General features: G+C 48.1%; 27 protein-coding genes. 6 read left to right on the top strand and 21 right to left on the bottom strand.

From position 1 onward, the window contains the following. Nucleotides 1-18: 18 nt before the first annotated feature. The 10 genes from spoIIAB to ald form a co-directional block, all read right to left on the bottom strand. Nucleotides 19-465, bottom strand: a complete 447-nt coding sequence (gene spoIIAB, locus AC1TPC_RS12040) for an anti-sigma F factor (RefSeq protein ID WP_482067089.1) — start codon at nucleotides 463-465, stop codon at nucleotides 19-21. After that, nucleotides 462-815, bottom strand: coding sequence for an anti-sigma F factor antagonist (gene spoIIAA, locus AC1TPC_RS12035; RefSeq protein ID WP_169081868.1), 354 nt, complete (start codon nucleotides 813-815; stop codon nucleotides 462-464). The genes spoIIAB and spoIIAA overlap by 4 nt, the downstream gene beginning before the upstream one ends. A gap of 257 nt (nucleotides 816-1,072) precedes the next feature. Next, nucleotides 1,073-2,278: a D-alanyl-D-alanine carboxypeptidase family protein gene (locus AC1TPC_RS12030; protein WP_482067088.1), complete on the bottom strand. Its 1,206-nt coding sequence runs from the start codon at nucleotides 2,276-2,278 to the stop codon at nucleotides 1,073-1,075. A gap of 157 nt (nucleotides 2,279-2,435) precedes the next feature. After that, nucleotides 2,436-3,767: a pyrimidine-nucleoside phosphorylase gene (locus AC1TPC_RS12025; RefSeq protein WP_482067087.1), complete on the bottom strand. Its 1,332-nt coding sequence runs from the start codon at nucleotides 3,765-3,767 to the stop codon at nucleotides 2,436-2,438. Nucleotides 3,768-3,804: 37 nt separating this feature from the next. After that, entirely contained in the window at nucleotides 3,805-3,963 is a 159-nt protein-coding gene (locus AC1TPC_RS12020; protein WP_169081870.1) for an aspartyl-phosphate phosphatase Spo0E family protein, read from the bottom strand. Between the two features lie 110 nt (nucleotides 3,964-4,073). Next, on the bottom strand, nucleotides 4,074-4,928 hold the full coding sequence (locus tag AC1TPC_RS12015; RefSeq protein ID WP_482067086.1) for a purine-nucleoside phosphorylase: 855 nt from the start codon (nucleotides 4,926-4,928) through the stop codon (nucleotides 4,074-4,076). A gap of 61 nt (nucleotides 4,929-4,989) precedes the next feature. Then, on the bottom strand, nucleotides 4,990-6,165 hold the full coding sequence (gene deoB, locus AC1TPC_RS12010; protein WP_482067085.1) for a phosphopentomutase: 1,176 nt from the start codon (nucleotides 6,163-6,165) through the stop codon (nucleotides 4,990-4,992). 45 nt (nucleotides 6,166-6,210) lie between these two features. Next, nucleotides 6,211-7,101 (bottom strand): site-specific tyrosine recombinase XerD, encoded by an 891-nt coding sequence (gene xerD, locus AC1TPC_RS12005; protein WP_482067084.1) that lies wholly within the window; start codon nucleotides 7,099-7,101, stop codon nucleotides 6,211-6,213. Nucleotides 7,102-7,218: 117 nt separating this feature from the next. Further along, nucleotides 7,219-7,452, bottom strand: a complete 234-nt coding sequence (locus AC1TPC_RS12000) for a DUF4227 family protein (RefSeq protein ID WP_482067083.1) — start codon at nucleotides 7,450-7,452, stop codon at nucleotides 7,219-7,221. A gap of 95 nt (nucleotides 7,453-7,547) precedes the next feature. Then, nucleotides 7,548-8,672, bottom strand: coding sequence for an alanine dehydrogenase (gene ald / locus AC1TPC_RS11995; protein WP_482067082.1), 1,125 nt, complete (start codon nucleotides 8,670-8,672; stop codon nucleotides 7,548-7,550). Between the two features lie 256 nt (nucleotides 8,673-8,928). Here ald and AC1TPC_RS11990 point away from each other — a divergent pair, with 256 nt between their 5' ends. After that, entirely contained in the window at nucleotides 8,929-10,089 is a 1,161-nt protein-coding gene (locus tag AC1TPC_RS11990; protein ID WP_482067081.1) for a S8 family peptidase, read from the top strand. 58 nt (nucleotides 10,090-10,147) lie between these two features. Here the strand turns inward: AC1TPC_RS11990 and fur are convergent, their stop codons facing one another. The 3 genes from fur to AC1TPC_RS11975 form a co-directional block, all read right to left on the bottom strand. Then, on the bottom strand, nucleotides 10,148-10,624 hold the full coding sequence (gene fur / locus AC1TPC_RS11985) for a ferric iron uptake transcriptional regulator (RefSeq protein WP_482067080.1): 477 nt from the start codon (nucleotides 10,622-10,624) through the stop codon (nucleotides 10,148-10,150). Nucleotides 10,625-10,716: 92 nt separating this feature from the next. Then, nucleotides 10,717-11,364, bottom strand: coding sequence for a stage II sporulation protein M (gene spoIIM, locus AC1TPC_RS11980; RefSeq protein WP_482067079.1), 648 nt, complete (start codon nucleotides 11,362-11,364; stop codon nucleotides 10,717-10,719). A 534-nt stretch (nucleotides 11,365-11,898) separates the two neighbouring features. Next, nucleotides 11,899-12,462: an NUDIX hydrolase gene (locus tag AC1TPC_RS11975; RefSeq protein ID WP_317618279.1), complete on the bottom strand. Its 564-nt coding sequence runs from the start codon at nucleotides 12,460-12,462 to the stop codon at nucleotides 11,899-11,901. 97 nt (nucleotides 12,463-12,559) lie between these two features. Here AC1TPC_RS11975 and mciZ point away from each other — a divergent pair, with 97 nt between their 5' ends. Continuing rightward, nucleotides 12,560-12,724, top strand: a complete 165-nt coding sequence (gene mciZ / locus AC1TPC_RS11970; protein ID WP_082198572.1) for a Z-ring formation inhibitor MciZ — start codon at nucleotides 12,560-12,562, stop codon at nucleotides 12,722-12,724. Between the two features lie 127 nt (nucleotides 12,725-12,851). On the opposite strand, the gene AC1TPC_RS11965 is transcribed toward mciZ, so the two are convergent. The 6 genes from AC1TPC_RS11965 to lpdA all read right to left on the bottom strand — a co-directional run bounded on the left by AC1TPC_RS11965 (nucleotide 12,852) and on the right by lpdA (nucleotide 19,878). Continuing rightward, nucleotides 12,852-13,985: a M20/M25/M40 family metallo-hydrolase gene (locus tag AC1TPC_RS11965; protein ID WP_482067078.1), complete on the bottom strand. Its 1,134-nt coding sequence runs from the start codon at nucleotides 13,983-13,985 to the stop codon at nucleotides 12,852-12,854. Between the two features lie 188 nt (nucleotides 13,986-14,173). Continuing rightward, nucleotides 14,174-14,875 carry a lipoyl(octanoyl) transferase LipB gene (lipB, locus tag AC1TPC_RS11960; protein WP_482067077.1) on the bottom strand — a complete coding sequence of 234 codons (702 nt, stop codon included), beginning with the start codon at nucleotides 14,873-14,875 and terminating at the stop codon, nucleotides 14,174-14,176. A gap of 17 nt (nucleotides 14,876-14,892) precedes the next feature. Beyond that, on the bottom strand, nucleotides 14,893-16,212 hold the full coding sequence (locus AC1TPC_RS11955; protein ID WP_482067076.1) for a dihydrolipoamide acetyltransferase family protein: 1,320 nt from the start codon (nucleotides 16,210-16,212) through the stop codon (nucleotides 14,893-14,895). Nucleotides 16,213-16,333: 121 nt separating this feature from the next. Then, entirely contained in the window at nucleotides 16,334-17,317 is a 984-nt protein-coding gene (locus tag AC1TPC_RS11950) for an alpha-ketoacid dehydrogenase subunit beta (RefSeq protein ID WP_482067075.1), read from the bottom strand. Continuing rightward, entirely contained in the window at nucleotides 17,317-18,351 is a 1,035-nt protein-coding gene (locus AC1TPC_RS11945; protein WP_482067074.1) for a thiamine pyrophosphate-dependent dehydrogenase E1 component subunit alpha, read from the bottom strand. The genes AC1TPC_RS11950 and AC1TPC_RS11945 overlap by 1 nt, the downstream gene beginning before the upstream one ends. Nucleotides 18,352-18,450: 99 nt before the next feature. Then, a complete protein-coding gene (gene lpdA, locus AC1TPC_RS11940; protein WP_482067073.1) occupies nucleotides 18,451-19,878 on the bottom strand; it encodes a dihydrolipoyl dehydrogenase in 1,428 nt (475 codons plus the stop codon). A 217-nt stretch (nucleotides 19,879-20,095) separates the two neighbouring features. Between lpdA and AC1TPC_RS11935 the strand changes: the two genes are divergently transcribed. Continuing rightward, nucleotides 20,096-20,389 (top strand): DUF2627 domain-containing protein, encoded by a 294-nt coding sequence (locus AC1TPC_RS11935; protein WP_482067072.1) that lies wholly within the window; start codon nucleotides 20,096-20,098, stop codon nucleotides 20,387-20,389. 118 nt (nucleotides 20,390-20,507) lie between these two features. Here AC1TPC_RS11935 and coaD read toward each other — a convergent pair whose 3' ends face one another. Continuing rightward, on the bottom strand, nucleotides 20,508-20,984 hold the full coding sequence (gene coaD / locus AC1TPC_RS11930; RefSeq protein ID WP_482067071.1) for a pantetheine-phosphate adenylyltransferase: 477 nt from the start codon (nucleotides 20,982-20,984) through the stop codon (nucleotides 20,508-20,510). A 135-nt stretch (nucleotides 20,985-21,119) separates the two neighbouring features. Here coaD and AC1TPC_RS11925 point away from each other — a divergent pair, with 135 nt between their 5' ends. Beyond that, nucleotides 21,120-21,287: a mechanosensitive ion channel protein MscL gene (locus AC1TPC_RS11925; protein ID WP_482067070.1), complete on the top strand. Its 168-nt coding sequence runs from the start codon at nucleotides 21,120-21,122 to the stop codon at nucleotides 21,285-21,287. 185 nt (nucleotides 21,288-21,472) lie between these two features. Here the strand turns inward: AC1TPC_RS11925 and AC1TPC_RS11920 are convergent, their stop codons facing one another. Beyond that, complete coding sequence (locus AC1TPC_RS11920) at nucleotides 21,473-21,676, bottom strand: dockerin type I domain-containing protein (protein WP_482067069.1); 204 nt, start codon at nucleotides 21,674-21,676, stop codon at nucleotides 21,473-21,475. A 91-nt stretch (nucleotides 21,677-21,767) separates the two neighbouring features. Here AC1TPC_RS11920 and AC1TPC_RS11915 point away from each other — a divergent pair, with 91 nt between their 5' ends. Together AC1TPC_RS11915 and AC1TPC_RS11910 are read left to right on the top strand one after the other, a co-directional pair. Further along, nucleotides 21,768-22,097, top strand: coding sequence for an AraC family ligand binding domain-containing protein (locus AC1TPC_RS11915; RefSeq protein WP_482067068.1), 330 nt, complete (start codon nucleotides 21,768-21,770; stop codon nucleotides 22,095-22,097). Beyond that, nucleotides 22,027-22,323, top strand: coding sequence for a helix-turn-helix transcriptional regulator (locus tag AC1TPC_RS11910; protein ID WP_482067172.1), 297 nt, complete (start codon nucleotides 22,027-22,029; stop codon nucleotides 22,321-22,323). Before AC1TPC_RS11915 ends, AC1TPC_RS11910 begins: the two co-directional genes overlap by 71 nt. Nucleotides 22,324-22,371: the final 48 nt, after the last annotated feature.

Below are 22,371 nucleotides of genomic sequence, written 5' to 3'. Positions count from 1 at the left end.
AGGTTCAACCCCTATACGCTAATTGTAGAGCGCTTTTTTCGATTCGATTCGTTTCAGCATCGCCACGCGAGTTCCGCCATCTACCATACTTGTAACCTCAAAATGGTCCATAAAATTTTCCATGATCGTAAAGCCCATGCCTGAGCGCTCTAGCTCCGGCTTCGACGTATAGAGCGGCTGCCGCGCCAGCTCAAGATCTTCAATGCCCTTGCCGTTATCCGATACGGTGATGGAGACGGAATCGCCCTCGATTTTCGCCTCGATCGTGACCTTGCAGGAAGAATCGCTTTCATAGCCATGTATGATCGCGTTAGTAACCGCCTCGGACACAGCCGTCTTCAAATCGTTCAGCTCCTCGAGCGTCGGATCAAGCTGTGACACAAATGCAGCTACCGCAATTCGTGCGAAGGCTTCGTTCTCCGATCGGGCGCTGAAGGAAAGCGCCATTTCATTCGATCCGTTCATGACACCACCTCCAAACTGGAAATTGCAGAACGTTCATTCTCGTGAATGGTCAATATTTTGAAAAGGCCCGACATCTCGAATAAGCGATGAACATTCGGATTTACGTCGCAGACGACCATTTTACCGCCCTTGCTCTTTACTTGCTTGTACCTGCCCAGGATAACGCCAAGACCGGAGCTGTCCATAAACTGCAGCTCCTTCAAGCTGAGGATGACATGCTCGCTGCTGCCTCGAAGGAGCGCCTCCTCCATCTTATAGCGCACGACATCGGCTGTATGGTGATCCAGCTCTCCCCTTAGCCTTACGATCAGCACATTGCGGTATTGCTCCAATTCTGCTTGCAGACTCATTATGCTGTTCATCTCCTTCAGGTTTTTTCAAACATAAGAAAGAATAAGCGAAGCCAGTATCCTTTCCTTACATTTTCACCGTGTAACGTACGATGATCAACAGACGATCATAATCAAACGTTTACACTTGCCGAGATAGAACTAGCAATTCTCCGCTCCGGCGACCATTTCCTGCATGCCGACAAAACTAGAAGCATACCGCTAACAGCTGACAAAATACGAGCAAGAAAACAGATGCAAACGCGCTGTATATTGCTCTATGCAAACAATCCTGAGAACGACCGCTTCAGCAATTTCCACCAGCCTGCCCGTTCAACCGAGAGCGGCGCATCTACATCGAACTCCTTCAGCACCTGATCGCCTTGATAGACGACAAGCTTGCCGATAGGCTGACCAATTTGAACAGGCGCCTTTAGGGGACCGTCAATTTTCAGCTCGTAGCGAATATCCTTCGTTTGGCTTCCTTTTTTGAGCAGCACGCTATAAGCATGCTTGGCGACAAGCGGAAGCTCAGGCGCAGTGCCCTTCTCAATTTTGAGCGTACCCATCGATTCGCCTTCTTTGATAATCGAGTGGTTCATGTATTGCGCGAACGTGTAGTCAAACATTTGTGATACTTCAGCGTTTCTTGTTTTCGTATCCGGCTCACCCATTACGACGGCGATGACTCGCATGTTATCTCGCTTCGCCGTAGCCGATAAGCAATATTTCGCTTCACTGGTAAAGCCCGTTTTCAGACCGTCCGCCCCGCTGTAGAAACGCACCAGCTTGTTCGTATTTACGAGCCAAAATGGCTTCTCTGACGTTTTGCGCAAATAATCCTGATACAGCCCTGTATATTTCGTAACTTCGGAATGCTTAAGCAGCTCTCTCGACATCACTGCAATGTCATGTGCCGATGAGAAATGATTGGCTACGGGCAAGCCGTTCGGATTGGAAAACTGCGTGTCGTTCATGCCCAGCTGCTGCGCGCGCTCATTCATCATCGCTACGAATTGCTGCTCCGTGCCTGCCAGCTTCTCTGCCATCGCCACTGAAGCATCGTTGCTTGAAGCGAGCGCAATCCCTTTGATCATATCGTCAACGCTCATCTCTTCTCCCGGTTCAAGGAAGATTTGGGACCCGCCCATTGAAGCAGCATACTCGCTTGTCTGCACTTTATCTTCCAGCTTGATCTTGCCGTCATCAAGCGCCTCCATGATGAGCAGCAGTGTCATAATTTTGGTAATGCTTGCAGGGGGGAGCTTATCATGGCTATTTTTTTCATAAATAACCGTTCCGCTATCTGCATCCATTAAAATGGCGGAACGAGCCGAAGTTGCCAAGTTGGGAGCTGGCGATTGATTAGGAGCCTGCTTCTGATCGGGAGCAGGTGTTGGCTCCACTGCGGCAAACGCTGCAGCAGGCAGCGCAATCACTAATGCGAGAATAAATAAACATAGCTTGATAGAACGATTTTTCAACTAGATCTCCTCCTGAAAGTTTATTGCGGCATCATTCGCTTATATTTCTCTTTTCAGTGTTGACTCTTAAGTTGGAAATTATTCCATTCGCTAGAGCTAATTGCGCAACAAAAAAATCCGCCCCTTCGTTCGGGACGGATTTCGAATTGCTTATTCATTAATTGCAGCGTGTAATCCCATCTGCCGTAATGACGGACAGCAATAACGGACGAGGCTCAGGCCGATCCGCGCGAATCGTATACGCTAGACGCACTCGTTCAGCAACTTCTTGTGCCGATGCGTTTGCCTCTCGAACATGAAGAAGCGCAAGCGTCTCGCCTGCATCCACTGAATCGCCAACCTTCTTGCGAAGCGTGACGCCAACCGCATAATCAATCGATGCGTCTTTTGTGGCTCTTCCCGCTCCAAGCAGCATGGCTGCAAGACCTAGCTGCTCAGCTTCAATCGCATTTACAAAGCCGGAAGCAGTGGCCGTCACCTCAACGATGGCTGGTGCTTGCGGAAGTTTGGAATAATCCTCGACAACAGCTGCGTCTGCGCCTTGTGCGGCAAGAAATGCTTTGAACTTCGCCAAGGCTGCACCGTTTGCAATCTGATCTCGCAGAAGCTGCTTCGCTTCGTCAACAGTGTCAGATTTCCCGCCTAATACAACCATATGAGCGCCTAAGGTCAAGCAAAGCTCTGTAAGATCGTCTGGCCCATTGCCCTTGAGTGTTTCAATCGATTCCTGAACCTCTAGCGCGTTCCCAATTGCGAAGCCTAAAGGCTGATCCATATCGCTAATGACTGCGGCCGTATTTCGGCCGACTTCAGTTCCAATATTAACCATGGCCTGCGCGAGCTGCTCTGAATGCTCCAGCGTCTTCATAAAGGCGCCGCTGCCCGTTTTGACATCAAGCACGATCGCATCCGCGCCCGCTGCAATCTTCTTACTCATTACAGAGCTTGCAATAAGCGGAATGGACTCTACAGTAGCTGTAACGTCGCGAAGAGCATAGAGCTTCTTATCTGCTGGCGCGAGATTTCCGCTTTGGCCGATAACGGCAAGTCCAATTTCGTTTACTTGGGTCATAAACTTCTCGCGCGAGAGCTCCGTACGGAAGCCTTCGATCGATTCAAGCTTATCGATTGTACCGCCGGTGTGGCCTAAGCCGCGACCGGACATTTTCGCAACGGGGATACCGACTGAAGCCACTAAAGGCGCAAGAATTAACGTCGTTTTGTCGCCTACGCCGCCTGTACTATGTTTATCTACTTTAATTCCACTGATAGGACCAAGATCAACCTGGTCGCCAGAGTTGGCCATTGCAAGCGTCAGAGCCGCTGTCTCCCTAGGACTCATTCCTTGGAAAAACACAGCCATCGCCCATGCAGACAGCTGATAATCGGGTATATCACCACGAGAGTATCCGTCAATCAAAAATGTTAACTCCGACGCGGTCAGCTCGCCGCCATCTCTCTTCTTCTGTATAAGATCTACCGACCGCATAGTTCTCTCTCCATTCGCCAAACCGTTATTGATCTGTTTATAACGCACGTCGTTCTCTTTGCACCTGAACAATAATCTCATCAAGCGATTGGCTTAGCACGAGCACGTCCAAATGCTGAAGGCTTTCATTCAACAGAGCTGTTTCAATCATCTTTTTACGCAACTGCTCCATCTGCGTGAGTAATTGCTTGTCCATGTTTTTGTCCACTCCATCTTTCTTTAATCATGGACATTATACGACGAAACGTAAAAAAAACACTGTCATATTGAGTCGACGCAAATATTACAATTGTGTTACAAAAAACATTACACAGCAGCAATTAATGAGGTAACTAGTCCCAAAAATTGGGACTTGACGCGTTCCGTCGTTTCCATAACTTCAGCATGCGACAACGGTTGATCCAAAATACCCGCGGCCATATTGCTAATACAGGAAATGCCAACAACTTCGATTCCCGAATGACGAGCTGCTATTACTTCGGCAACAGTCGACATTCCGACAGCATCGGCGCCAATTACTCTCAGCATTCGAATTTCTGCAGGTGTCTCATATGTTGGTCCAAGCAGACCCGCATATACGCCTTCACGAAGCGTAATTCCTTGTGCTTCTGCAATATCGCGAGCGATGGCGCGAAGACGCTTGCTGTAAGCTTCCGACATATCGGGGAATCGCACGCCAAGCTCATTGTCGTTTGGACCAATCAGCGGATTTTTACCGGTCATATTCAGATGATCGGAGATCAGCATCAAATTGCCCGCTTCATAATCGGTATTCACGCCGCCAGCTGCGTTTGTAACTAGCAATGTTTTTACGCCCAGCGCCTTCATCACGCGAACCGGAAATGCAGTCAGCTCCGGACCATAGCCTTCATACATATGAAAACGTCCGCGCATCAGGATGACCGTTTTGCCCGATAATGTTCCGATCAGCAGCTCACCTGCGTGGCCTTCGACCGTAGAGATGGGAAAGTGCGGAATGTCATGATACTGAATCGTAACCGCATTTTCCAAATAATCTCCCAGTACACCTAGTCCCGAACCCATAATCAATCCGATTTCCGGTCTTTGCTCCGTTTGTGACTCAATAAATTTTGCCGCTTCTTTAATATAAGCTGCTGTTAGTCCTGCTGCTGTTAGTCCTGCTGCTGTTATCGTACTCATCGTAATTCCTCCTAAAGTGAACTAATAAACGTAATTTAATCTTATGAAAGACTGCTCTTCATTAAAGCTCAGACAGAAAGCTTGTACCATTCGGAGGCGCTTGAATCCCGAAATTATCGGCGATTGTCGCTCCAAGATCAGAGAAGGTCGAACGTGTGCTCAGCTGTCTAGGCTGCTTAAATGATGGGCTATACAATAAAATAGGGACATATTCACGGGTATGATCAGTTCCAGGATGAACGGGATCATTCCCGTGATCTGCGGTAATAATCAACAAGTCCCGCTCGCCAAGCTGTCGCTCCAAATCGGGAACAGCACGATCAAACTCCTCCAATGCAGCTGCATAGCCTACTGGATCACGGCGGTGGCCGTAGAGTGAATCAAACTCGACGAGATTAGTGAACAACAATCCTTTAAATGGCTGCTTTAGCTGCTCAAGCGTTTTTTCGATACCGTCTGCGTTGCTTTTTGTAGGCAAGGAGGCTGTTATTCCTTCTCCATCGAATATATCGTTGATTTTTCCTACAGCAATCGAATCAAAGCCTGCATCCTTCAATGCATTCAAGACGGTTGGCTGAGGCGGCTTCACCGCATAATCATGACGATTCGGCGTACGCTTGAAATCGCCTGGCTTGCCGAGATACGGCCGTGCAATAACGCGGCCTACGGTAAATCGCTCATCCATCGTAAGCTCTCTCGCAATTTCACAAGCACGGTACAGCTCCTCAAGCGGAATAACATCCTCATGCGCCGCGATTTGAAATACGCTATCTGCGGACGTATAAACGATCCATGCGCCTGTTTCCATTTGCTCTGCTCCGAGCTCATCCAAAATGTCGGTGCCGCTAGCGGGCTTATTGCCGATTACTTTGCGGCCTGTACGCTCTTCGAATGGACCGAGAAGCTCTGGCGGGAAGCCCTCGGGAAACGTTTGGAACGGTACGGTCAGCTCCAATCCCATTAGCTCCCAATGACCCGTCATCGTATCCTTGCCAACTGACACCTCGGCCATTTTACCATAATAAGCTGCTGGAGCTTCCTTAGGCGGCTGCCAATTATGAATAGCCGCTATACGATCAAGACCCCATCTTCGCAAATGGGGAAGCTGGGTTCCAGGCACTCTCTCCACAATATGTCCAAGCGTGTGCGAGCCTGCATCACCAAATGCTGCTGCATCAGGCAGCTCGCCTATTCCAACGCTGTCCAAGACGATAACGGCAATACGATCAAATTTCATATGTATAACTCCCTTCTTTAGCATTGGATGCGCCTCGCATGCCGATCAGGCACGCGGATGCGCGCGGTTGTAAGCTTCCTTCATGCGCGTTTTGGGAACCTGTGTATATTTGAGCGTTGTCGAAATGTCCGCATGCCCAAGCAGCTCCTGAACGGCACGAATATCCGCGCCATTATCCAATAAATGCGCCGCAACCGAATGCCTAAGCGTGTGAGGCGTAATCTCCTCAGCAATCCCGGCTTCCTTTGCGTACTTCTTTATCGTCTTCCAAAATCCTTGCCTTGTCAATCGCGTCCCCAAATGATTTAGAAATAACGCCGATTGCGACTCTCTGAGCGTCATCAATTCATCTCTGCCCGAATGCAAATAATCTGTCAATGCTTCTGCAGCAAGCCGCCCGAAAGGAACGAGCCTTTCCTTCTGATTAGATCCGATGCATTGCACAAAACCCAGCTGCATATTGATATGTTCCACATTAAGCGATACTAGCTCCGTAACTCGTATGCCTGTAGCATAAATAAGCTCCAGCATCGCTCTATCTCGCTTGCCGGCAGCATTTTCAATGTTTGGCATTTCAAGCAGCGTGCTTGTGGCATCGACGCTCAATATGCTTGGCGGCTTCTTCTCTTGTTTCGGCGCTTCCATATAAATAGAAGGATTATTCGCAATAATCCCTTCTGTTAGCAAATAGTGAAATAAGGCACGAACAGAAACGATATGACGCGACAGCGTTGCAGCCTTCCTTCCCTGTTCCTTCAAGTGCAGCATATACCTTGAAATATGATGCCTTTGCACTTCGGCAAACTCCGATTGGCCATGATCTTGCATATATAGGATGAATTGATTTAAGTCCCTTTCGTACGATGAAAGTGTATTTGCCGACAACCCTCGTTCCAAGCGTAAATATTGAATATAACGAATTAAATGAGCTTTCATTGGACTTCCTTTCACATTTGACACGTTTCTGACTGGCTTATCTACAAAACCATTCAACATTCGACGCTAAAAATCCTGCTTGCACCCATTTTCTGTGCAGTCTGCATCATGCAAGCGCTACTCTCCGTACCAGTAAAACCAGCGCAATCGATCAGCAGCATTTTTGCTGTCAGGCGAATTTGGATCGGTAACAAAAACTTTTAGGGCAGCACCTTTAGGCTCCCTATAAGGATGGATTGGAGATATGGCATCAGCTAGCCAGCGATAGCCGCCTGTAACGACAAGCAGCAATACGGTAAAAACAACAATAAAAACGATGCGGCTCGTCCATCTCCGAATCGAGAAAACCATACAAACCAGCCTCCTTATGATGTCAATACGATTGTCCATCCGTATCACCATATGAGGAGGCTTATCCGAATATGCCATCAACTCTGAAGACTGTCTTAAGATACACTGTTCAACCATATCTCAAGCGATGTGTATGGCAATTGCACAGCGCTCGCGACCGGCTCGTAGGTCACGTTGCCAGCATGCGTATTGACTCCTTTTTGCAAAGGGATGCTTTTGCGTACAGCTTCCATGCCATGATTGGCCAGCTCTAATGCATAAGGAATCGTAACATTGGTTAACGCGAATGTTGAGGTGCGCGGCACGGCACCTGGAATATTGGCTACTGCATAGTGAACGACTCCGTGCTTCACATAGATCGGGTCTGTATGGGTAGTCGGACGGTCTACGGTAGCGATTGAACCGCCTTGATCAACGGCAACGTCTACGATGACCGATCCTTTCTTCATATTTTGCACCATTTGCTCTGTCACCAAATGAGGGGCTCGCGCGCCTGGTATGAGAACAGCTCCGATCAGCAAATCCGCTCTGGAGACGGCTTCGGCTATGTGATAAGGACTTGACATTAGCGTCCGGACTCTTCCTCCGAAAATATCATCCAAATACCTCATACGATCCGCGCTTCTCTCTAATATGATGACATTGGCTCCCATGCCAAGCGCAATTTTTGCCGCATTCGTACCGACTATGCCCCCGCCAATAATAACAACCTCCGCAGGCGGAACGCCCGGCACACCGCCAAGCAGGACACCTCTTCCACCGTTAAACGCTTCTAGAAATTGTGAGCCTACCTGTACAGACATTCTGCCCGCAACCTCGCTCATCGGGGTAAGCAGCGGCAGACTCCCATTTGCGAGTTGAATCGTTTCGTAAGCAATGCCTGTTACTCCTTTATCAACCAAGGCCTTCGTCAAATCAGGCGCTGCTGCCAAATGCAGATACGTAAACAGCAGCAAGCCTTCGCGAAAATAGCCAAACTCCTCGGAAAGCGGCTCCTTAACCTTCATAATCATTTCCGCCCTAGCCCATACCTCTGCAGCCGTGCTGATTAGCTCAGCACCCTCGCGCTCATAATCACTATCCTCGAAGCCGCTCCCGTTCCCTGCTCCCGACTCAACGAGCACCTTATGGCCTGCCGCTGCCAGCATCGTAACACCTGCAGGGGTTAAAGCAACGCGGTATTCGCTTTGTTTAATTTCCTTCGGCACTCCTACGATCATGACCATTTCCTCCTCCATCGCATTTTTCGCTTTCGCTCACTAATATTCTCTTTCTATGTTGTATGAACGATCGCCTTGGAATGATCGTCCTTTTTTGTATCTTTTTGCGGAGAAAAACAACTCCATTGCAGCCATCCTTTTTATGCTTTGTTATATTTCAAAAAATATGTGCGATTCTGGCTATCACCCATACGGAAACGCAGTTTCTGCCATAAACTGGTTAAGGAAAATGCCGGAATAGGGGGTTCTTTGTCCATTGTCTAATCTTAGAGCCATATTAAAAAGTTGTGCGACATGCAAACCTTCTAAGCATACTTATCGAAAGCTCATTACGTTTCGCTCAGCGAATGCCTATAAGCGCTGCCTAAAGCAACTGAATGCAATTGGAATCAAACCATTTAAAACCGTTTCACGCAGCCGGATCATTGGTTGCCATTTTCATAAGAGCCTTTCATGGCAAGCCTTAGCGAGCCATCCTGAGGTCAAGCTAATAGAAAAAGACTTCAAAATCCGCGCTCATGGCGCATTGCGAAGCAAGCCTGTCAAGCTGGGCGGCATGTCGATCCCATTGCTGATGCCCGCAGCGTCGCCTGCCTATGTTACTTGGAATATAAGACGCGTTAAAGCGCCTGAAGCGTGGGCAACTGCGAGAGGCAAATCAATAAAAGTCGCCATCATCGATTCCGGGATCGCCAATCATCCGGATTTGCAAATAGCAGGAGGAATCAACACCATTAACGGGGGCTCATACGCGGATGATAATGGACATGGTACCCATGTAGCGGGAATCATAGCTGCTGCTGGCAAAGGAGGAAAAGTAATAGGCACTGCCCCAGAGGTAAATTTGTATGCGGTCAAAGCGTTGGATCAATACGGAGATGGATTTGTATCTGACATTATCGATGGCATCAACTGGTGCATCACAAACCGAATGCATGTCATAAACATGAGCTTTGGCATTCTCGACTCGAATAGCAGCGGTACTTTGCATGAAGCAATCAAGCGTGCAGCAAAGCAAGGCATAGTCTTAGTTGCCTCAGCCGGTAATTCCGGAAAATCATGCAAGCAAATAGATGTTCCAGCTTCATTTAAGGAGACAATCGCCGTTGCCGCTTCCACTAAAGCGAATAAAGTGACTGACTTTAGCAGCAGAGGCAAAGGAATAGGACTTACAGCACCAGGTGATCGTATTTTGTCTACATGGTTGAACGGTAAGTATGAGAGGCTCTCCGGCACAAGCATGGCAGCTCCGCATGTTGCAGGCGGTGTCGCCTTGCTGCTGGCAGCAAAACCAAGCTTTAGCGCAAGAGCGGTCAAAAGAAGGCTGAAGTCGCGGGCGCTCAAGCTGAAAAAATTCAAATCACGAGCGCAAGGTGCAGGTCTGATGCAGTTGGATCACATTTTTAAAGCCAAATAGTATCTTATAAAATGCCAAAACGGCTTTGCCGTCCAGTTATGCTGGGCAGCCAAGCCGTTTATGATTGATTTTCTGTTGGTGGGTTTGCGATATCGTTCTTCTCTTTGCAGCGGCGACAAATGCCTTGGAAATCAAGGCGATGATCGACTACAAAAAATCCATATTCCTGCTCTAGCCGCTCTTCTAAGGGCAAAAGCCAGTCTTCCTTGATCTCATCCATCGATCCGCATTGCACACATATTAAGTGATGATGATGATGCTTGTTGCTGTCCGTACGCAAATCATAACGTGCTACACCGTCGCCGAAATTCAATTTTTCGACAACATGCATTTCACTTAGCAATTCCAATGTCCGATAAACCGTTGCAAGTCCGATTTCTGGAGCTTTATCCTTAACTAGCATAAATACATCTTCTGCGCTCAGGTGGTCGTCTTCATTCTCTAGCAAAACACGTACCGTTGCTTCCCGCTGCGGGGTTAATTTGTAGCCCTGCGACTGCAACTGTTGTTTAATCTTCTCAATCCGGGCTTCCATGATTTCCCCCCTACCACATGTCTGCGCCTTTTTCAGGAAACGTTTGCTTTCATTATAGGTGTTAACCTGTAATAAAGTCAAACATTTTGGTGTCATATTGTGGCGTTAGCAGACGAAAGAAGAGGGGAAACCCAAGCGATTAGAGACGGCGAAATATAAGCTTCAAACAGCGCTGCGCCTGCAAAAAGAATCAGCATCAGCATGGCGGTCGACGTGAAGGAACCAAGCTGAGGAGCTAGCTCTCCTGTCTGCCGAAGCAGCCTGTTTTTGATCACAAAAATGGAGAAGGAAATGGCAGCAGCACTCGCTATGATCATCGCTGGTACTGCTATGATGTTTTGAGGTGCGATAGACACCAGCGAGAAAAGCACTCCCTTCCATGCATATTGATTGATCAGCGTTCCTACTGAAAAGCCGACCAACGCTCCCTTTAAGAAATTAAGCGCAAGCACCCCCGGTATTCCAACTACCGTAATGCCAAGCAGCCATAAAACGAGCAGCCATTTGCTATGGAAAAAAAACCGCTCCCAGAACGAATGCGCTTCTCCAGAGCCAATTCCCTCGCTCATCAGCTGAACATATTGATCCACGTCCAGTGCGAGCTCCTGCTGCTGCTCAAGCGTAAGAGCGTTGACCATGAGTGCCCCGAATATGGCGCCCACCACAAACAATACTGAGACGAATACATATAGCGATAATTGATTTTTGATCATCGTCACCGATCCTTTCAGTTGCTGCAACCCTGTAACCCTTGATTGAAGGGTTTCTACCTTACCATAACCCACTACCCCTTAAGGGATTTTCGAACCCACCCAAACCCTCCCTTCCAAGGGAGGGCCCCAAGGGTTGCACCCTCTGGACACCCGCAACTGGACTAACGTAACAGGAATGGAGATGGTTGTGAGGAGGCTATTGTTTAGGAGCGCTTTCGTCCCTTCGGGACACGCTGGAAGCCTGCGCTCCCGGGTTACCTCCTAAATATCCGGGAAACGTTGGTGTTCTAGCTTCGGTACTGATATGACCGCGAATAGCTCTTCGGACTGACAAATTGATCCAATAATTAGATTTATTTATCAAGGATGTTTGAATGGTGACAATATAGGTTTAAAAATGAGATCAATACAAATAAGAATTATCTAAATTGATCAACTTAAGAGGTTGGATTTTATCCAGAGAATAGCGAGTGGCGTTTCATAATTAGGGTTGTCTTACTCTTGTATTGTATGAGGGGTTTCAATGAGGTATGACGGGTATGTTGAGGAAGACAGGGCCGGCTAAAGCCGACCTGTCAGAATATAAAGTTTCCATGCGTAGACAGCTAGAATGGTTTTGGCATCGCTGATACGGCCTTCCTGTATGTAGGCTTCAGCCTGCTCTAAGGTAATCGCTTCCACCTTCAGATCCTCATCCTCATCTGGATTCTGGACGCCTTGCTCGACCTTGTCGGTGAAATAGATGTAGAGCTTCTCGTCGGCAAAACCAGGTGAGGTATAGAAAGCGCTAAGAAGCTTCAGATCGTTTGAACGATAACCTGTCTCTTCCTCCAGCTCGCGAGCTGCTGCTGTGAGCGGGTCTTCGCCGGGATCAAGCTTGCCTGCCGGAATTTCAATTTGAAATTTTTCGAGCGGCTTGCGGAATTGCTCAACGACAAGCAGCTTGCCATCTAGCAATGCCATAACTGCAGCTGCACCCGGATGCTTCACTATTTCTCTAGTAGCTGTTCTACCATCTGCCAGAGCAACCGTGTCTACCTGCAGCGTTATCATTTTACCTTCGAAAATCGGTTCGGTCTTAATGGTTTCCTCACGCCATAGCGCAGCTGGTTGTTGTTCTTCCAATCTTGATCGCTCCTTTTAATATTGCATGTATACACTTGCATAACTTGTCCTGCACCTGCATAACTATCATTATATCAAAACGACAGGGGCGAATAATATGAAACAATATGTTGCGGTTAATCATTTGCGTTTAGTAGGAAAAGGCTGGGAAATTCGTCATCAGCTGCGCAAGCTGTCTGCTTCTTCCCTTTCCAGAACACCAATGTCCGAATATACAAACGTCATCAGCGTCCGCCGACTTCCCCTGGATAAAACGAATTAATCGCGTGCACATAATCGTCAATATTTAGACAAAAAACCCTCCATCCACCTTCAGCTTAAGCTGAGCGCTCGGATTGAAGGGCTTTCTGTCATGCAGCGGCATTTCATGCCGTCACAGCATCGACTTGTTACTCTACTGTCGCCGCTTGTTTGATGATTTCAACGACAAGCTCGGTCGTTTTAACCAGATCCTCAACTTTTATCTGTTCTTTGGTCGTATGAATATGCTCATAGCCAACAGCCAAATTGACGGTAGGAATGCCTAAGCCGTTAAAAATATTCGCATCGCTGCCGCCGCCGGAATGGAATGTGCGAGGCGTGCGACCGATCGCTACGATCGCTTTTTTCGCCAGCTGTACGACGGGATCCTCATCGTCATACTGATAGGCTGGGTAAATCACTTCGCTTTCCAGCTCGCCGCGTGCTCCAAATTCCTCTGCTGCGCTTTCCACTGCCTTGCGCATCGCCTCGATTTGACTGTCCAGCTTATGCTGAACGATACTTCTTGCTTCTGCATCCAGCTTCACAAAATCGCAAACGATATTGGTGGCGCCGCCGCCCTCGAACCGGCCGATATTTGCAGTCGTTTCATTATCAATGCGTCCAAGCGGCATTCTCGCGATCGCTTTGGCCGCTACCTGAATCGCACTAATGCCATCCTCCGGATTGACGCCTGCATGCGCGGAACGACCGTACATTTTGATCGATACCTTCGCTTGCGTTGGTGCTGCTACCGCAATATCGCCGATCGCTCCGTTTGAATCCAGCGCATAGCCGAATTCCGCCTCCAGCTTCGACGCATCAAGCGATCGCGCCCCAAGAAGACCCGATTCCTCGCCAACCGTGATGACGAATTGGATGCGTCCATGCGGAATAGCTTGCTCCTTAACGACACGAATTGCTTCAAAAATAGCTGAAATCCCTGCTTTGTCGTCGGCGCCAAGAATAGTGGTGCCGTCGCTTCTAATATAGCCGTCCGCATCAAGCTGCGGCTTAATGCCAACGCCTGGCGTTACGGTGTCCATATGGCAGGTAAAAAAAATCGTCGGCGCTGCAGCGTCCGCACCCTCTGCTTCCCAAATGGCAAACAGATTGCCTGCTCCATGCCCCGTCTTAGCTGCGGCATCATCCTCGCTGATTTCCAAGCCAAGCGCTTCGAATTTTTGCTTTAGCACACGGCTAATTTCCTGCTCATGCTTCGTTTCGCTATCTATCTTCACCAATTCCATAAATTCATTTACTAAACGATCTTTTTCAATCATTACATTTCCTCCGTTCATTACTTTCGTATACAATAGAATAAATGACAAGCTCTAATTGAGCTGTGATGTTCCAAATCATGAAAGGGGTTTTCCTTATGCGCAGACAACGATTGATTCGAATTGTTGCCATTTTACTCGTATCCGCACTTGTTTTATCGTCCTTGGTGGCTGGACTTGGTTCGCTATTTCTATACTAGGTCAGTCTCACACTTAAATTCCTTCACAAAATGAGGGAGCAGTTCTTTAGCCGCTTCCTCAACCGATAGCTCGAGCCCTGTCAAATCATTAAAGGAGGTCACGCCGAATTGCTGAATGCCGCAAGGTACAATTCCGCTAAAGCCTTCCGCAGCTATCCCTGATTTGATGTTAAGCGCAAATCCATGACTTGTTATAAAGCCCCGGCGTTGCCGGGCTTTATTAAATTTCACCCCGATGGCTGCAATCTTCAGATCGCCTGCCCATACTCCAGTATATTCTGGTTTTCTGCCCGCTTCTATCCCATACTCGGCTAGCCAATTAATAATGACTTGCTCCAAGCTGCGCAAATAAGCATGCAAATCAAGTCCCTCCGCTTCCAGATAAAGCAGCGGATAGCCCACGAGCTGCCCCGGTCCATGATAGGTAATATCACCGCCGCGGTCGATTTGGAACAAAGTAATGCCACGTTCCTTAAGCTCCGCTTCATCCAACAGCAAATGCTCAGGATGCTTGTCAGAGCCCATCGTATAAGTAGGCGGATGCTGAAGAAGGAGAAGCGACTGCATGCGCTCCTCCTGATCAATCTGCTTTACATATGCTTTTTGCAGCTCCCACGCCTGCGCGTAGTCGAGCATGCCTATATAGTGGGCATCCAGCCGTCTTAAGCCATTTGCGTTAGCCGCTTCAGCCATGATGGTGTTCCCCTTTTCTAATACAATTTGCTTTCCAGATTAAAGCTCTCCAAATTATCCTTCACACGCTGCAAGAAACGTCCGCATATAACGCCGTCCAAAATCCGGTGATCAAGCGATAGGCATAAATTCGCCATCGAGCGGACAGCGATCATGTCGTTAATAACAACGGGACGCTTCACGATGGATTCAAATGTGAGAATAGCTGCTTGCGGGTAGTTAATAATCGGATACGACAAAATCGAACCAAAGGACCCGGTATTGTTGACAGTGAAGGTTCCGCCCTGCATATCGGACAGCGTCAGCTTGCCTTCTCTTGTCTTGCGGGCAAGCTCTTCGATTTCTTTGGCAAGTCCGGCAACGTTTTTGTGATCGGCGTTCTTGATAACCGGTGTAAGCACGGAATCTTCCGTACCAACTGCAAGCGCAATGTTGATATCCCGCTTCACGATAATTTTGTCTACCGCCCACATCGAATTCATAATCGGCACATCTTTGATCGCATTGACGACAGCCTTGAGCAGGAAGGCCAAATAAGTCAAATTAATGCCTTCGCGCTTCATGAAATCATCCTTAAGCTTGTTGCGAAGAAGAACCAGATTCGTTACATCCACTTCAATCATCGTCCATGCATGCGGAATTTCACTAACGCTCTGCCTCATATTGCGGGCAATTGTATTCCGAATTGGCGTTACATCAATAAAGCTGTCGCCTCGTCCGGCTCCTGTAGCGCCTTCCACCTCGATTTTTGGAAATCTAGGTGTTTCCGTCAAATGAAGACCGGAGGAGCGAACCTGCGCAGCCGCATCAACCTTGTGAGCCGCTGGTGCTGCCGCGTTGCCGCCAGACGTGTTGCCAGCTTTAGCCGCACCCGATGCAACGTAAGCGAGCACGTCCTTGCGTGTAATGCGTCCGCCAAGCCCTGTTCCCGGAACATCGGTCAAGCGAATCGCATGCTCTGCTGCTAGCTGCTGTACGGCCGGCGAGAAACGATTGCGCATAGGAGCGTCTTCCGATTCGACCTCGACTGCCGGTGCTGCAGCTGCTGCTGACGGGGTTTTTGCCGTTGCGTCTGCGGAAGGCGCAGCCGAGCCTTCGACTTCGATGATGCAGACTGGCGTGCCAACTGGAACGGTCTCACCATTGCCAACTAAAATTTGCACTAGCTTGCCTGCTACCGTTGATGGCAATTCCGCATTAACTTTATCCGTAATAATTTCACAGACAGGCTCGTAAATATCAACCCAATCACCTGGCTGCTTCAGCCATTTTTCTATTGTGGCCGATACGAGCGATTCCGCAAGCTGCGGCACGACGATTTCCGTCATTGTTTTCATAGATCACATCTCCCTACTGGCCCAAGGCGTAAACGGCTACCGCCGTCCTCTGGCGGCGCAGCATACGTTTCGCGGTAAATATAAGCCTCGTATAAAATCAACTCTTATACTTTCTTATATTCTAATAAAGTGCTAATTGCCGCATGGCTTCTTTCACTTTTTCTTTGTTTAGCATAAAAAATTTCTCGCCTGGCGGGTTAATCGGCATTGCCGGTACATCCGGCCCGCAAAGACGCATGATCGGTGCATCAAGCTCATAAAGCAGCTCTTCTGCAATAATTGCCGACACTTCGGCGCCTACGCCGCCCGTCTTATTGTCCTCATGGATAATAAGCACCTTTCCCGTTTTGCGAACAGCTTCAAGAATACCCTCTTTATCAAGCGGTTGAAGCGTCCGCAAGTCGAGAATATGCGTGCTAATGCCCTCACCTGCAAGCTCGGCAGCAGCCTGCTCGACAAAATGCAGCGGAAGGCTATAGCTGATAACGGTAATGTCTTCGCCCTCGCGCAGAACGTTCGCAACGCCGATCGGAACGATATAATCATCATCCGGAACTTCGCCCGTAACGAGCTTATAGCATTTTTTATTTTCAAAATAAAGGACAGGATCTGGATCGCGAACGGCCGCCTTGAGCAAGCCCTTCGCGTCGTAAGCCCGGTATGGAGCAACGATCTTTACGCCTGGCGTGCCGAAAAAAACGGATTCCGGACATTGCGAATGATATAAACCGCCAAATACACCGCCGCCGATTGGAGCGCGGATAACGAGTGGACAAGTCCAGTCATTGTTCGAGCGGTAACGAATCTTGGCAGCTTCGCTGATGATTTGATTGGTCGCCGGGAACATAAAGTCGGAATATTGCATTTCTGCGATCGGTTTCATGCCATACATTGCTGCACCAATCGCTACGCCGGCAATTGCAGACTCCGCAAGGGGCGTATCAAGTACGCGCGACTCGCCGAATTGTTCCTGCAGACCCTTCGTTGTCGTGAAGACGCCGCCTTTGAGACCTACGTCCTCGCCAAGCACAAAAACGTCCTCGTCCCGTTCCATTTCTTCCTTCATCGCCTTGCGAATAGCATCAATATATTCGATTACCGCCATTATTCCGTTCCTCCTTGCTCAGCATCATCCGCATATACGTGCAGCAATGTTGATTCCGGCGTCGGGAATGGCGCTTTATCGCCATATTCGGTAGCCTCGTCAAGCAGCTTGCGTATTTTAGCTTGCAGCTCCACTTCGAGCTCTTCGGACCATATACCGCAATCGATCAGGTACTGCTTATATTTAGGTATGCCGTCTTTCGCACGATTGAGATCAACCTCTTCCTTCGTACGATAAGCGAGATCGTTATCGGATGTCGAGTGAGGCGAAATGCGGTACATTAGCGCTTCAATAAGCGTTGGACCATCGCCTGCGATTGCGCGCTCGCGCGCTTCCTTTACCACTCGGAACACTTCAAGCGCATCGTTGCCGTCTACCTGATAGCCAGGAAAGCCATAGCCTTGCGCACGATCAGCGACCGTACCTCCTAATTGCTTGTGAATAGGCACGGAAATTGCATATTGATTGTTTTCACACATAAAAATGACTGGCAGCTTATGTACGCCCGCAAAGTTGCAGCCCTCATGGAAGTCTCCCTGATTGCTCGATCCTTCTCCGAACGTGACAAAGCTGACTAGCGGCTTATTTTTCATTCGCGCCGCAAGCGCAATGCCAACCGCATGTGGAACCTGCGTCGTTACCGGGCTTGAGCCCGTAACGATCCGAAGCTTCTTCGAGCCGAAATGGCCCGGCATTTGGCGTCCGCCCGAATTCGGGTCCTCCGCCTTCGCGAACACCGACAACAGCAAGTCGCGCAGCGTCATGCCTACTGAGAGCACAAAGCCGTAGTCCCGATAATAAGGCAGGAAATAATCGTTATCGCGATCAAGCGCATAAGCTGCCGCTACCTGAGCGACCTCTTGGCCCACACCGGAGACGTGGAAGTTGATTTTGCCGGCACGCTGCAGAAGCAGCATACGCTCGTCAAACTTGCGTGCAGTCACCATTGTTGCATACATATCGATTGCTTGCTCGTTGCTAAGCCCGAGTTCCAAATGACGAACATTTTGCCCAGTAGAAGCAGGTTGGGTCACAAGGTGTTCCTCCTTTTTTTAAGCATGATTATAACCTGGTACTAAGACTTGATCATATACATTATAACTCCATTTGTTCCAAAAAGAAAACTCTCTTGCTCAGAACGAAATGGCTTTGCCGTCAACAGCCAGCATTGCTTCTCCGAGCGCCTCTGCAAGCGTCGGATGCGGATGGATCATTTGTCCGACTTCCCAAGGTGTTGCGTTAAGCACGCCTGCCAGCGCAGCTTCAGAAATAAGATCCGTCGCATGCGCCCCAATCATATGAACGCCAACGATATCATTTGTCTTCCGATCGGCAATAACCTTCACGAAGCCGTCCTTCTCTCCTAGCACGAGCGCTTTGCCAATCGCTTGGAACGGAATTTTTCCCGTCTTGATGTCATGTCCCCTCGAGCGTGCTCCGTCCTCAGTCAACCCGTATGAAGCAATCTCAGGACGTGAATAGATACATCTAGGAATCAAATGCGGCTCAATAGCAGCAGGCTTCTTGCCGCTAATATGCTCAGCTGCGATTAACCCTTCATGTGCGGCTGCATGCGCGAGCTGAACACCGCCGATTACATCGCCAATCGCATAAATATGAGGCTCGCTCGTTTGGCCGAATGCATTCACTTCAATTGCACCGTTAATTGTACGAATATCTGTATTTTCAAGACCGATGCCTTCCACGTTCGGCTCGCGTCCTACTGAAACGAGCAGCTTCTCCGCTGTCAGAACGACATCACCGTCGGTCGTTACGGCAACGATAGAAACCTCACCATTTTCTCCCTTATATTGATCCGTTTGCAGCTGAATGCCTGTCAGAACGCGTACTCCGCGCCCTCTCAGTATTCTTGTCAACTCAGCGGAAACCTCAGTGTCTTCGCCAGGCAGCAAGCGGGAGCCCGCTTCCACCAGCGTCACCTGAACGCCAAAATCATGCAGCAGCGATGCCCACTCAACACCAATTACGCCGCCGCCTACAATAAGGATAGAGGTTGGCAGCTTGTCCATCACAAGCGCTTCATCGCTAGTCAAAATATATTCGCCATCTGGCGTTAAGCCCGGCAGCAGGCGAGGTCTCGATCCAGTAGCAATAATCAGATTGGTCGAAACCACTGACTCCATTTCCCCATCTGGAAGTTCAACAGCAAGAGAGCCGCTTCTCGGTGAGAAAATCGAAGGACCGATCACTCTGCCCTTGCCTTGAATGATCTGAATGCCATTTTTTTTCATTAAGCCTTGGAGCCCCCGGTAAAGCTGTTCTACCGTTTGATCCTTGCGCTCTTGTACTTTATCATAATCGAGCGAAATAGCCCCTTCAGCAACCTGAATGCCGTAGGAGCTTGCTTGAAGAAGCGTCGAGTATACCTCTGCGCTGCGAAGCAGCGATTTGCTTGGAATGCAGCCTTTGTGCAAGCATGTGCCGCCGAGCTTGTCCATTTCGATAATCGCAACCGTCTTGCCGAGCTGAGCAGCCCGTATAGCTGCCGTATAGCCGCCAGGACCGCCCCCGAGTACCGCTACGTCCACCTGTATAGCCATAAATATCATCCTTCCGTAATAGCCCTCAATATATGCTGGTAAAGCCTATTCGTTCGAGTCTCAAGCTTGCCCATTCGCATTGTAACATGACATTCATTCCTATTGTACCTGTTTTTACCGATCATAGCATCGTCCTTTTACGAAATAGACACTCTACTTCTAAAAAGGTATGATAGAGCTAACTGTATATTTTGACCGATAAGGAGACACCGTATTTATGAAATTAGTTGCTGCCCGTTTTATCGCGATCCTCATGCTCGTTATTCCAGGCCTGCTCGCATGCTTCGGCTTTCTCAAAATGAAGGATTCCGTCTTTGTCTATTTCTCCGATTTTGGAAATGAAACGATTACTCCCGACTTCGAATGGTTGAAATTTCTGCTCGGATTTATTATGTTCGCCGCTGGCGCAGGCTTCATTGCCGGTTGGACCTTTTTCCGCGACCGCAAGCGTAATTATGTAGCGCCTCGGTTTAAAGAGAAACGTCCGCGCCCGCCAAAACCGCAAAGCTAGTCAGAACCTATCAATTAAAGTACGCTCGCAGCTCAGCATACATAACCGCAGTGCAGCGGATCAAATCCGATTCATGCACTGCGGTTTTTTTGCATTCTCTCCTATGCGTGCATGCAGCTTATTCCACGTAATCGAGCATTCGCATATACGCCCTCGGCACCATATAAGAAGCAGCCAGCTCTGTCTTATCGGACATCAGAAACATTCTGACAAGCGAGCTGCTCGTTTGCATGTAATGCGTATAAGGGGATAAATAGATCGTATCGGCCATCGTCGTATTGCGAATATATTGCTCAAGCTGAAGCTCGTATTCAAGATCCGTTGCATTACGAATTCCCCGAATGACAACATTGATATCATGCTCATTAATATAATCCGCAACGATACCCCCATAAGGAATGATCTGAATTTTTTCATCCTGCTGAATCGATAAAGCGACAAGCTCCGTTCGTTGTTCTATCGTAAAATGGTGCTTCTTTGATCGATTATTGGCGACGATAATATGTACCTCGTTAAACAAATGGAACGCTCTCTCGATAACAGATACATGTCCCAGCGTAATGGGGTCAAAGCTGCCTGCATATACGGCTTTCATCCTGTCACCTCAACTCAATTATTTTACATTGCGATAATGCTTTTGATATAAAATTACATTCATCCTGATTTTATTTTATCATTCCATAATACAATTTCACTATGATTAAAACATCAAAAGAAAAGAGGTGAGCACTTGAAAATTGTTTTTGACGTTACCGTAGACGGAAAAGTAAAAGAGACGATCCAACCGAAAAGCCAACGCTTAAAGGAAATCCGCAGCTTTATACAAACAGAAGCTTCCGGATTAATCGAGAAATATGGAAGCAACGTCTATTTAAACCGCAGAGTCGTTTACAACTGAGGCATCCAATGATGGCCTTTTTTTTTTTTCGAAAAACAATCAAACCTCCTCCCTTCTTGCCCTCCTCCTTCTACTGAACAAACGAATGAGCTCCAATCGGACACGGAAAAAATACCACCCCATTTCCGGCATTTAATCACCGATAACGAAGTGGTATTATGAAAAATACTTTAAGAAAAGGTTTGCTACTCGATCAGTGATTTAGCTACGATCGCAAGATCCTCCAGGCCAATGCTGCCGTTACCCGAAACATCTGCTGCTTTTATTTGCTCCCAATCTGGGCTGGCATTAGTCTTCCCGTAATTAGCGGCAATGATCGCCAGATCACCAATTGATATTTTGCCATCCTGATTGATATCGCTTGATACGCCAGGCCCTATTTTTATCAATAATGTGCTCTAATCGTTAAATAATTGACTCCTGTCTATGATCGCATATTCTTGTCTATAGCTAGTCCCTATACGCAGTGAGGTGAATCATTTGAAACCGTTGTCGTCATTAGAGTTCTCGTATAGCACGCTTTCCCATTCACCTAGTTCAGTTGCGATTAAATTTATGTTTTTTGTACAAGATGTTGGCTGGTATGTATGTAAACCTGATTATTCCATTAACCGTTCATTATCCCATTATCAAATCAAATATGTTGTCAGAGGCTCAGGGTATTTGGAGTTGAATGGCAGAACTTGCAAGGTGAACGCAACCGAGTTGTTCATTTTGGACTTAAGTCAGATGCACCGATATTACGCTGATCCGGACGATCCATGGGAATTGCTTTGGGTTCGTTTCGTACTATTTCTCGCGTTTATTTAAACGACACACCTACCATACCATCATCGAATACATCATCAAATATCGACTGATTATCTCCAAACAGCTGCTTATCTCGACGTCCAAATCTATCGGGGAGATCGCTGATCATGTCGGCATGTGCAATCAAAGCTATTTTTCGATGATCTTTAAAAAACAGGAAGGAATTACGCCTAAAGAATACCGACAATATATTCGTTCCTCCACTGACATAACGAAAATTCATTGAAAAGCCAACTGATTTGTTCGCGTTCCAGCCGCATGGTAAACTATTGGA

The organism is Paenibacillus sp. Y280, assembly GCF_056786335.1.
The sequence above is the reverse complement of the archived record's forward strand: the minus strand, read 5'-3'. Positions and strand labels throughout refer to the sequence as shown.

Excerpts from the sequence above, each read along its gene's own strand:
- deoB (WP_482067085.1), bottom strand. The coding sequence starts at position 6,165 with ATGAAATTTGATCGTATTGCCGTTATCGTCTTGGACAGCGTTGGAATA.
- AC1TPC_RS11935 (WP_482067072.1), top strand. The coding sequence starts at position 20,096 with ATGAAATTAGTTGCTGCCCGTTTTATCGCGATCCTCATGCTCGTTATT.
- AC1TPC_RS11950 (WP_482067075.1), bottom strand. The coding sequence starts at position 17,317 with ATGGCGGTAATCGAATATATTGATGCTATTCGCAAGGCGATGAAGGAA.
- AC1TPC_RS11955 (WP_482067076.1), bottom strand. The coding sequence starts at position 16,212 with ATGAAAACAATGACGGAAATCGTCGTGCCGCAGCTTGCGGAATCGCTC.
- spoIIAA (WP_169081868.1), bottom strand. The coding sequence starts at position 815 with ATGAGTCTGCAAGCAGAATTGGAGCAATACCGCAATGTGCTGATCGTA.
- AC1TPC_RS11965 (WP_482067078.1), bottom strand. The coding sequence starts at position 13,985 with ATGATTGAAAAAGATCGTTTAGTAAATGAATTTATGGAATTGGTGAAG.
- lpdA (WP_482067073.1), bottom strand. The coding sequence starts at position 19,878 with ATGGCTATACAGGTGGACGTAGCGGTACTCGGGGGCGGTCCTGGCGGC.
- ald (WP_482067082.1), bottom strand. The coding sequence starts at position 8,672 with ATGATCGTAGGAGTGCCGAAGGAAATTAAACAAAGCGAATACCGCGTT.
- coaD (WP_482067071.1), bottom strand. The coding sequence starts at position 20,984 with ATGAAAGCCGTATATGCAGGCAGCTTTGACCCCATTACGCTGGGACAT.
- spoIIAB (WP_482067089.1), bottom strand. The coding sequence starts at position 465 with ATGAACGGATCGAATGAAATGGCGCTTTCCTTCAGCGCCCGATCGGAG.
- AC1TPC_RS12015 (WP_482067086.1), bottom strand. The coding sequence starts at position 4,928 with ATGAGTACGATAACAGCAGCAGGACTAACAGCAGCAGGACTAACAGCA.
- fur (WP_482067080.1), bottom strand. The coding sequence starts at position 10,624 with ATGGAAGCCCGGATTGAGAAGATTAAACAACAGTTGCAGTCGCAGGGC.
- lipB (WP_482067077.1), bottom strand. The coding sequence starts at position 14,875 with ATGGCTGAAGCGGCTAACGCAAATGGCTTAAGACGGCTGGATGCCCAC.
- mciZ (WP_082198572.1), top strand. The coding sequence starts at position 12,560 with ATGAAACAATATGTTGCGGTTAATCATTTGCGTTTAGTAGGAAAAGGC.
- xerD (WP_482067084.1), bottom strand. The coding sequence starts at position 7,101 with ATGAAAGCTCATTTAATTCGTTATATTCAATATTTACGCTTGGAACGA.
- AC1TPC_RS12020 (WP_169081870.1), bottom strand. The coding sequence starts at position 3,963 with ATGGACAAGCAATTACTCACGCAGATGGAGCAGTTGCGTAAAAAGATG.
- AC1TPC_RS12000 (WP_482067083.1), bottom strand. The coding sequence starts at position 7,452 with ATGGTTTTCTCGATTCGGAGATGGACGAGCCGCATCGTTTTTATTGTT.
- AC1TPC_RS12025 (WP_482067087.1), bottom strand. The coding sequence starts at position 3,767 with ATGCGGTCGGTAGATCTTATACAGAAGAAGAGAGATGGCGGCGAGCTG.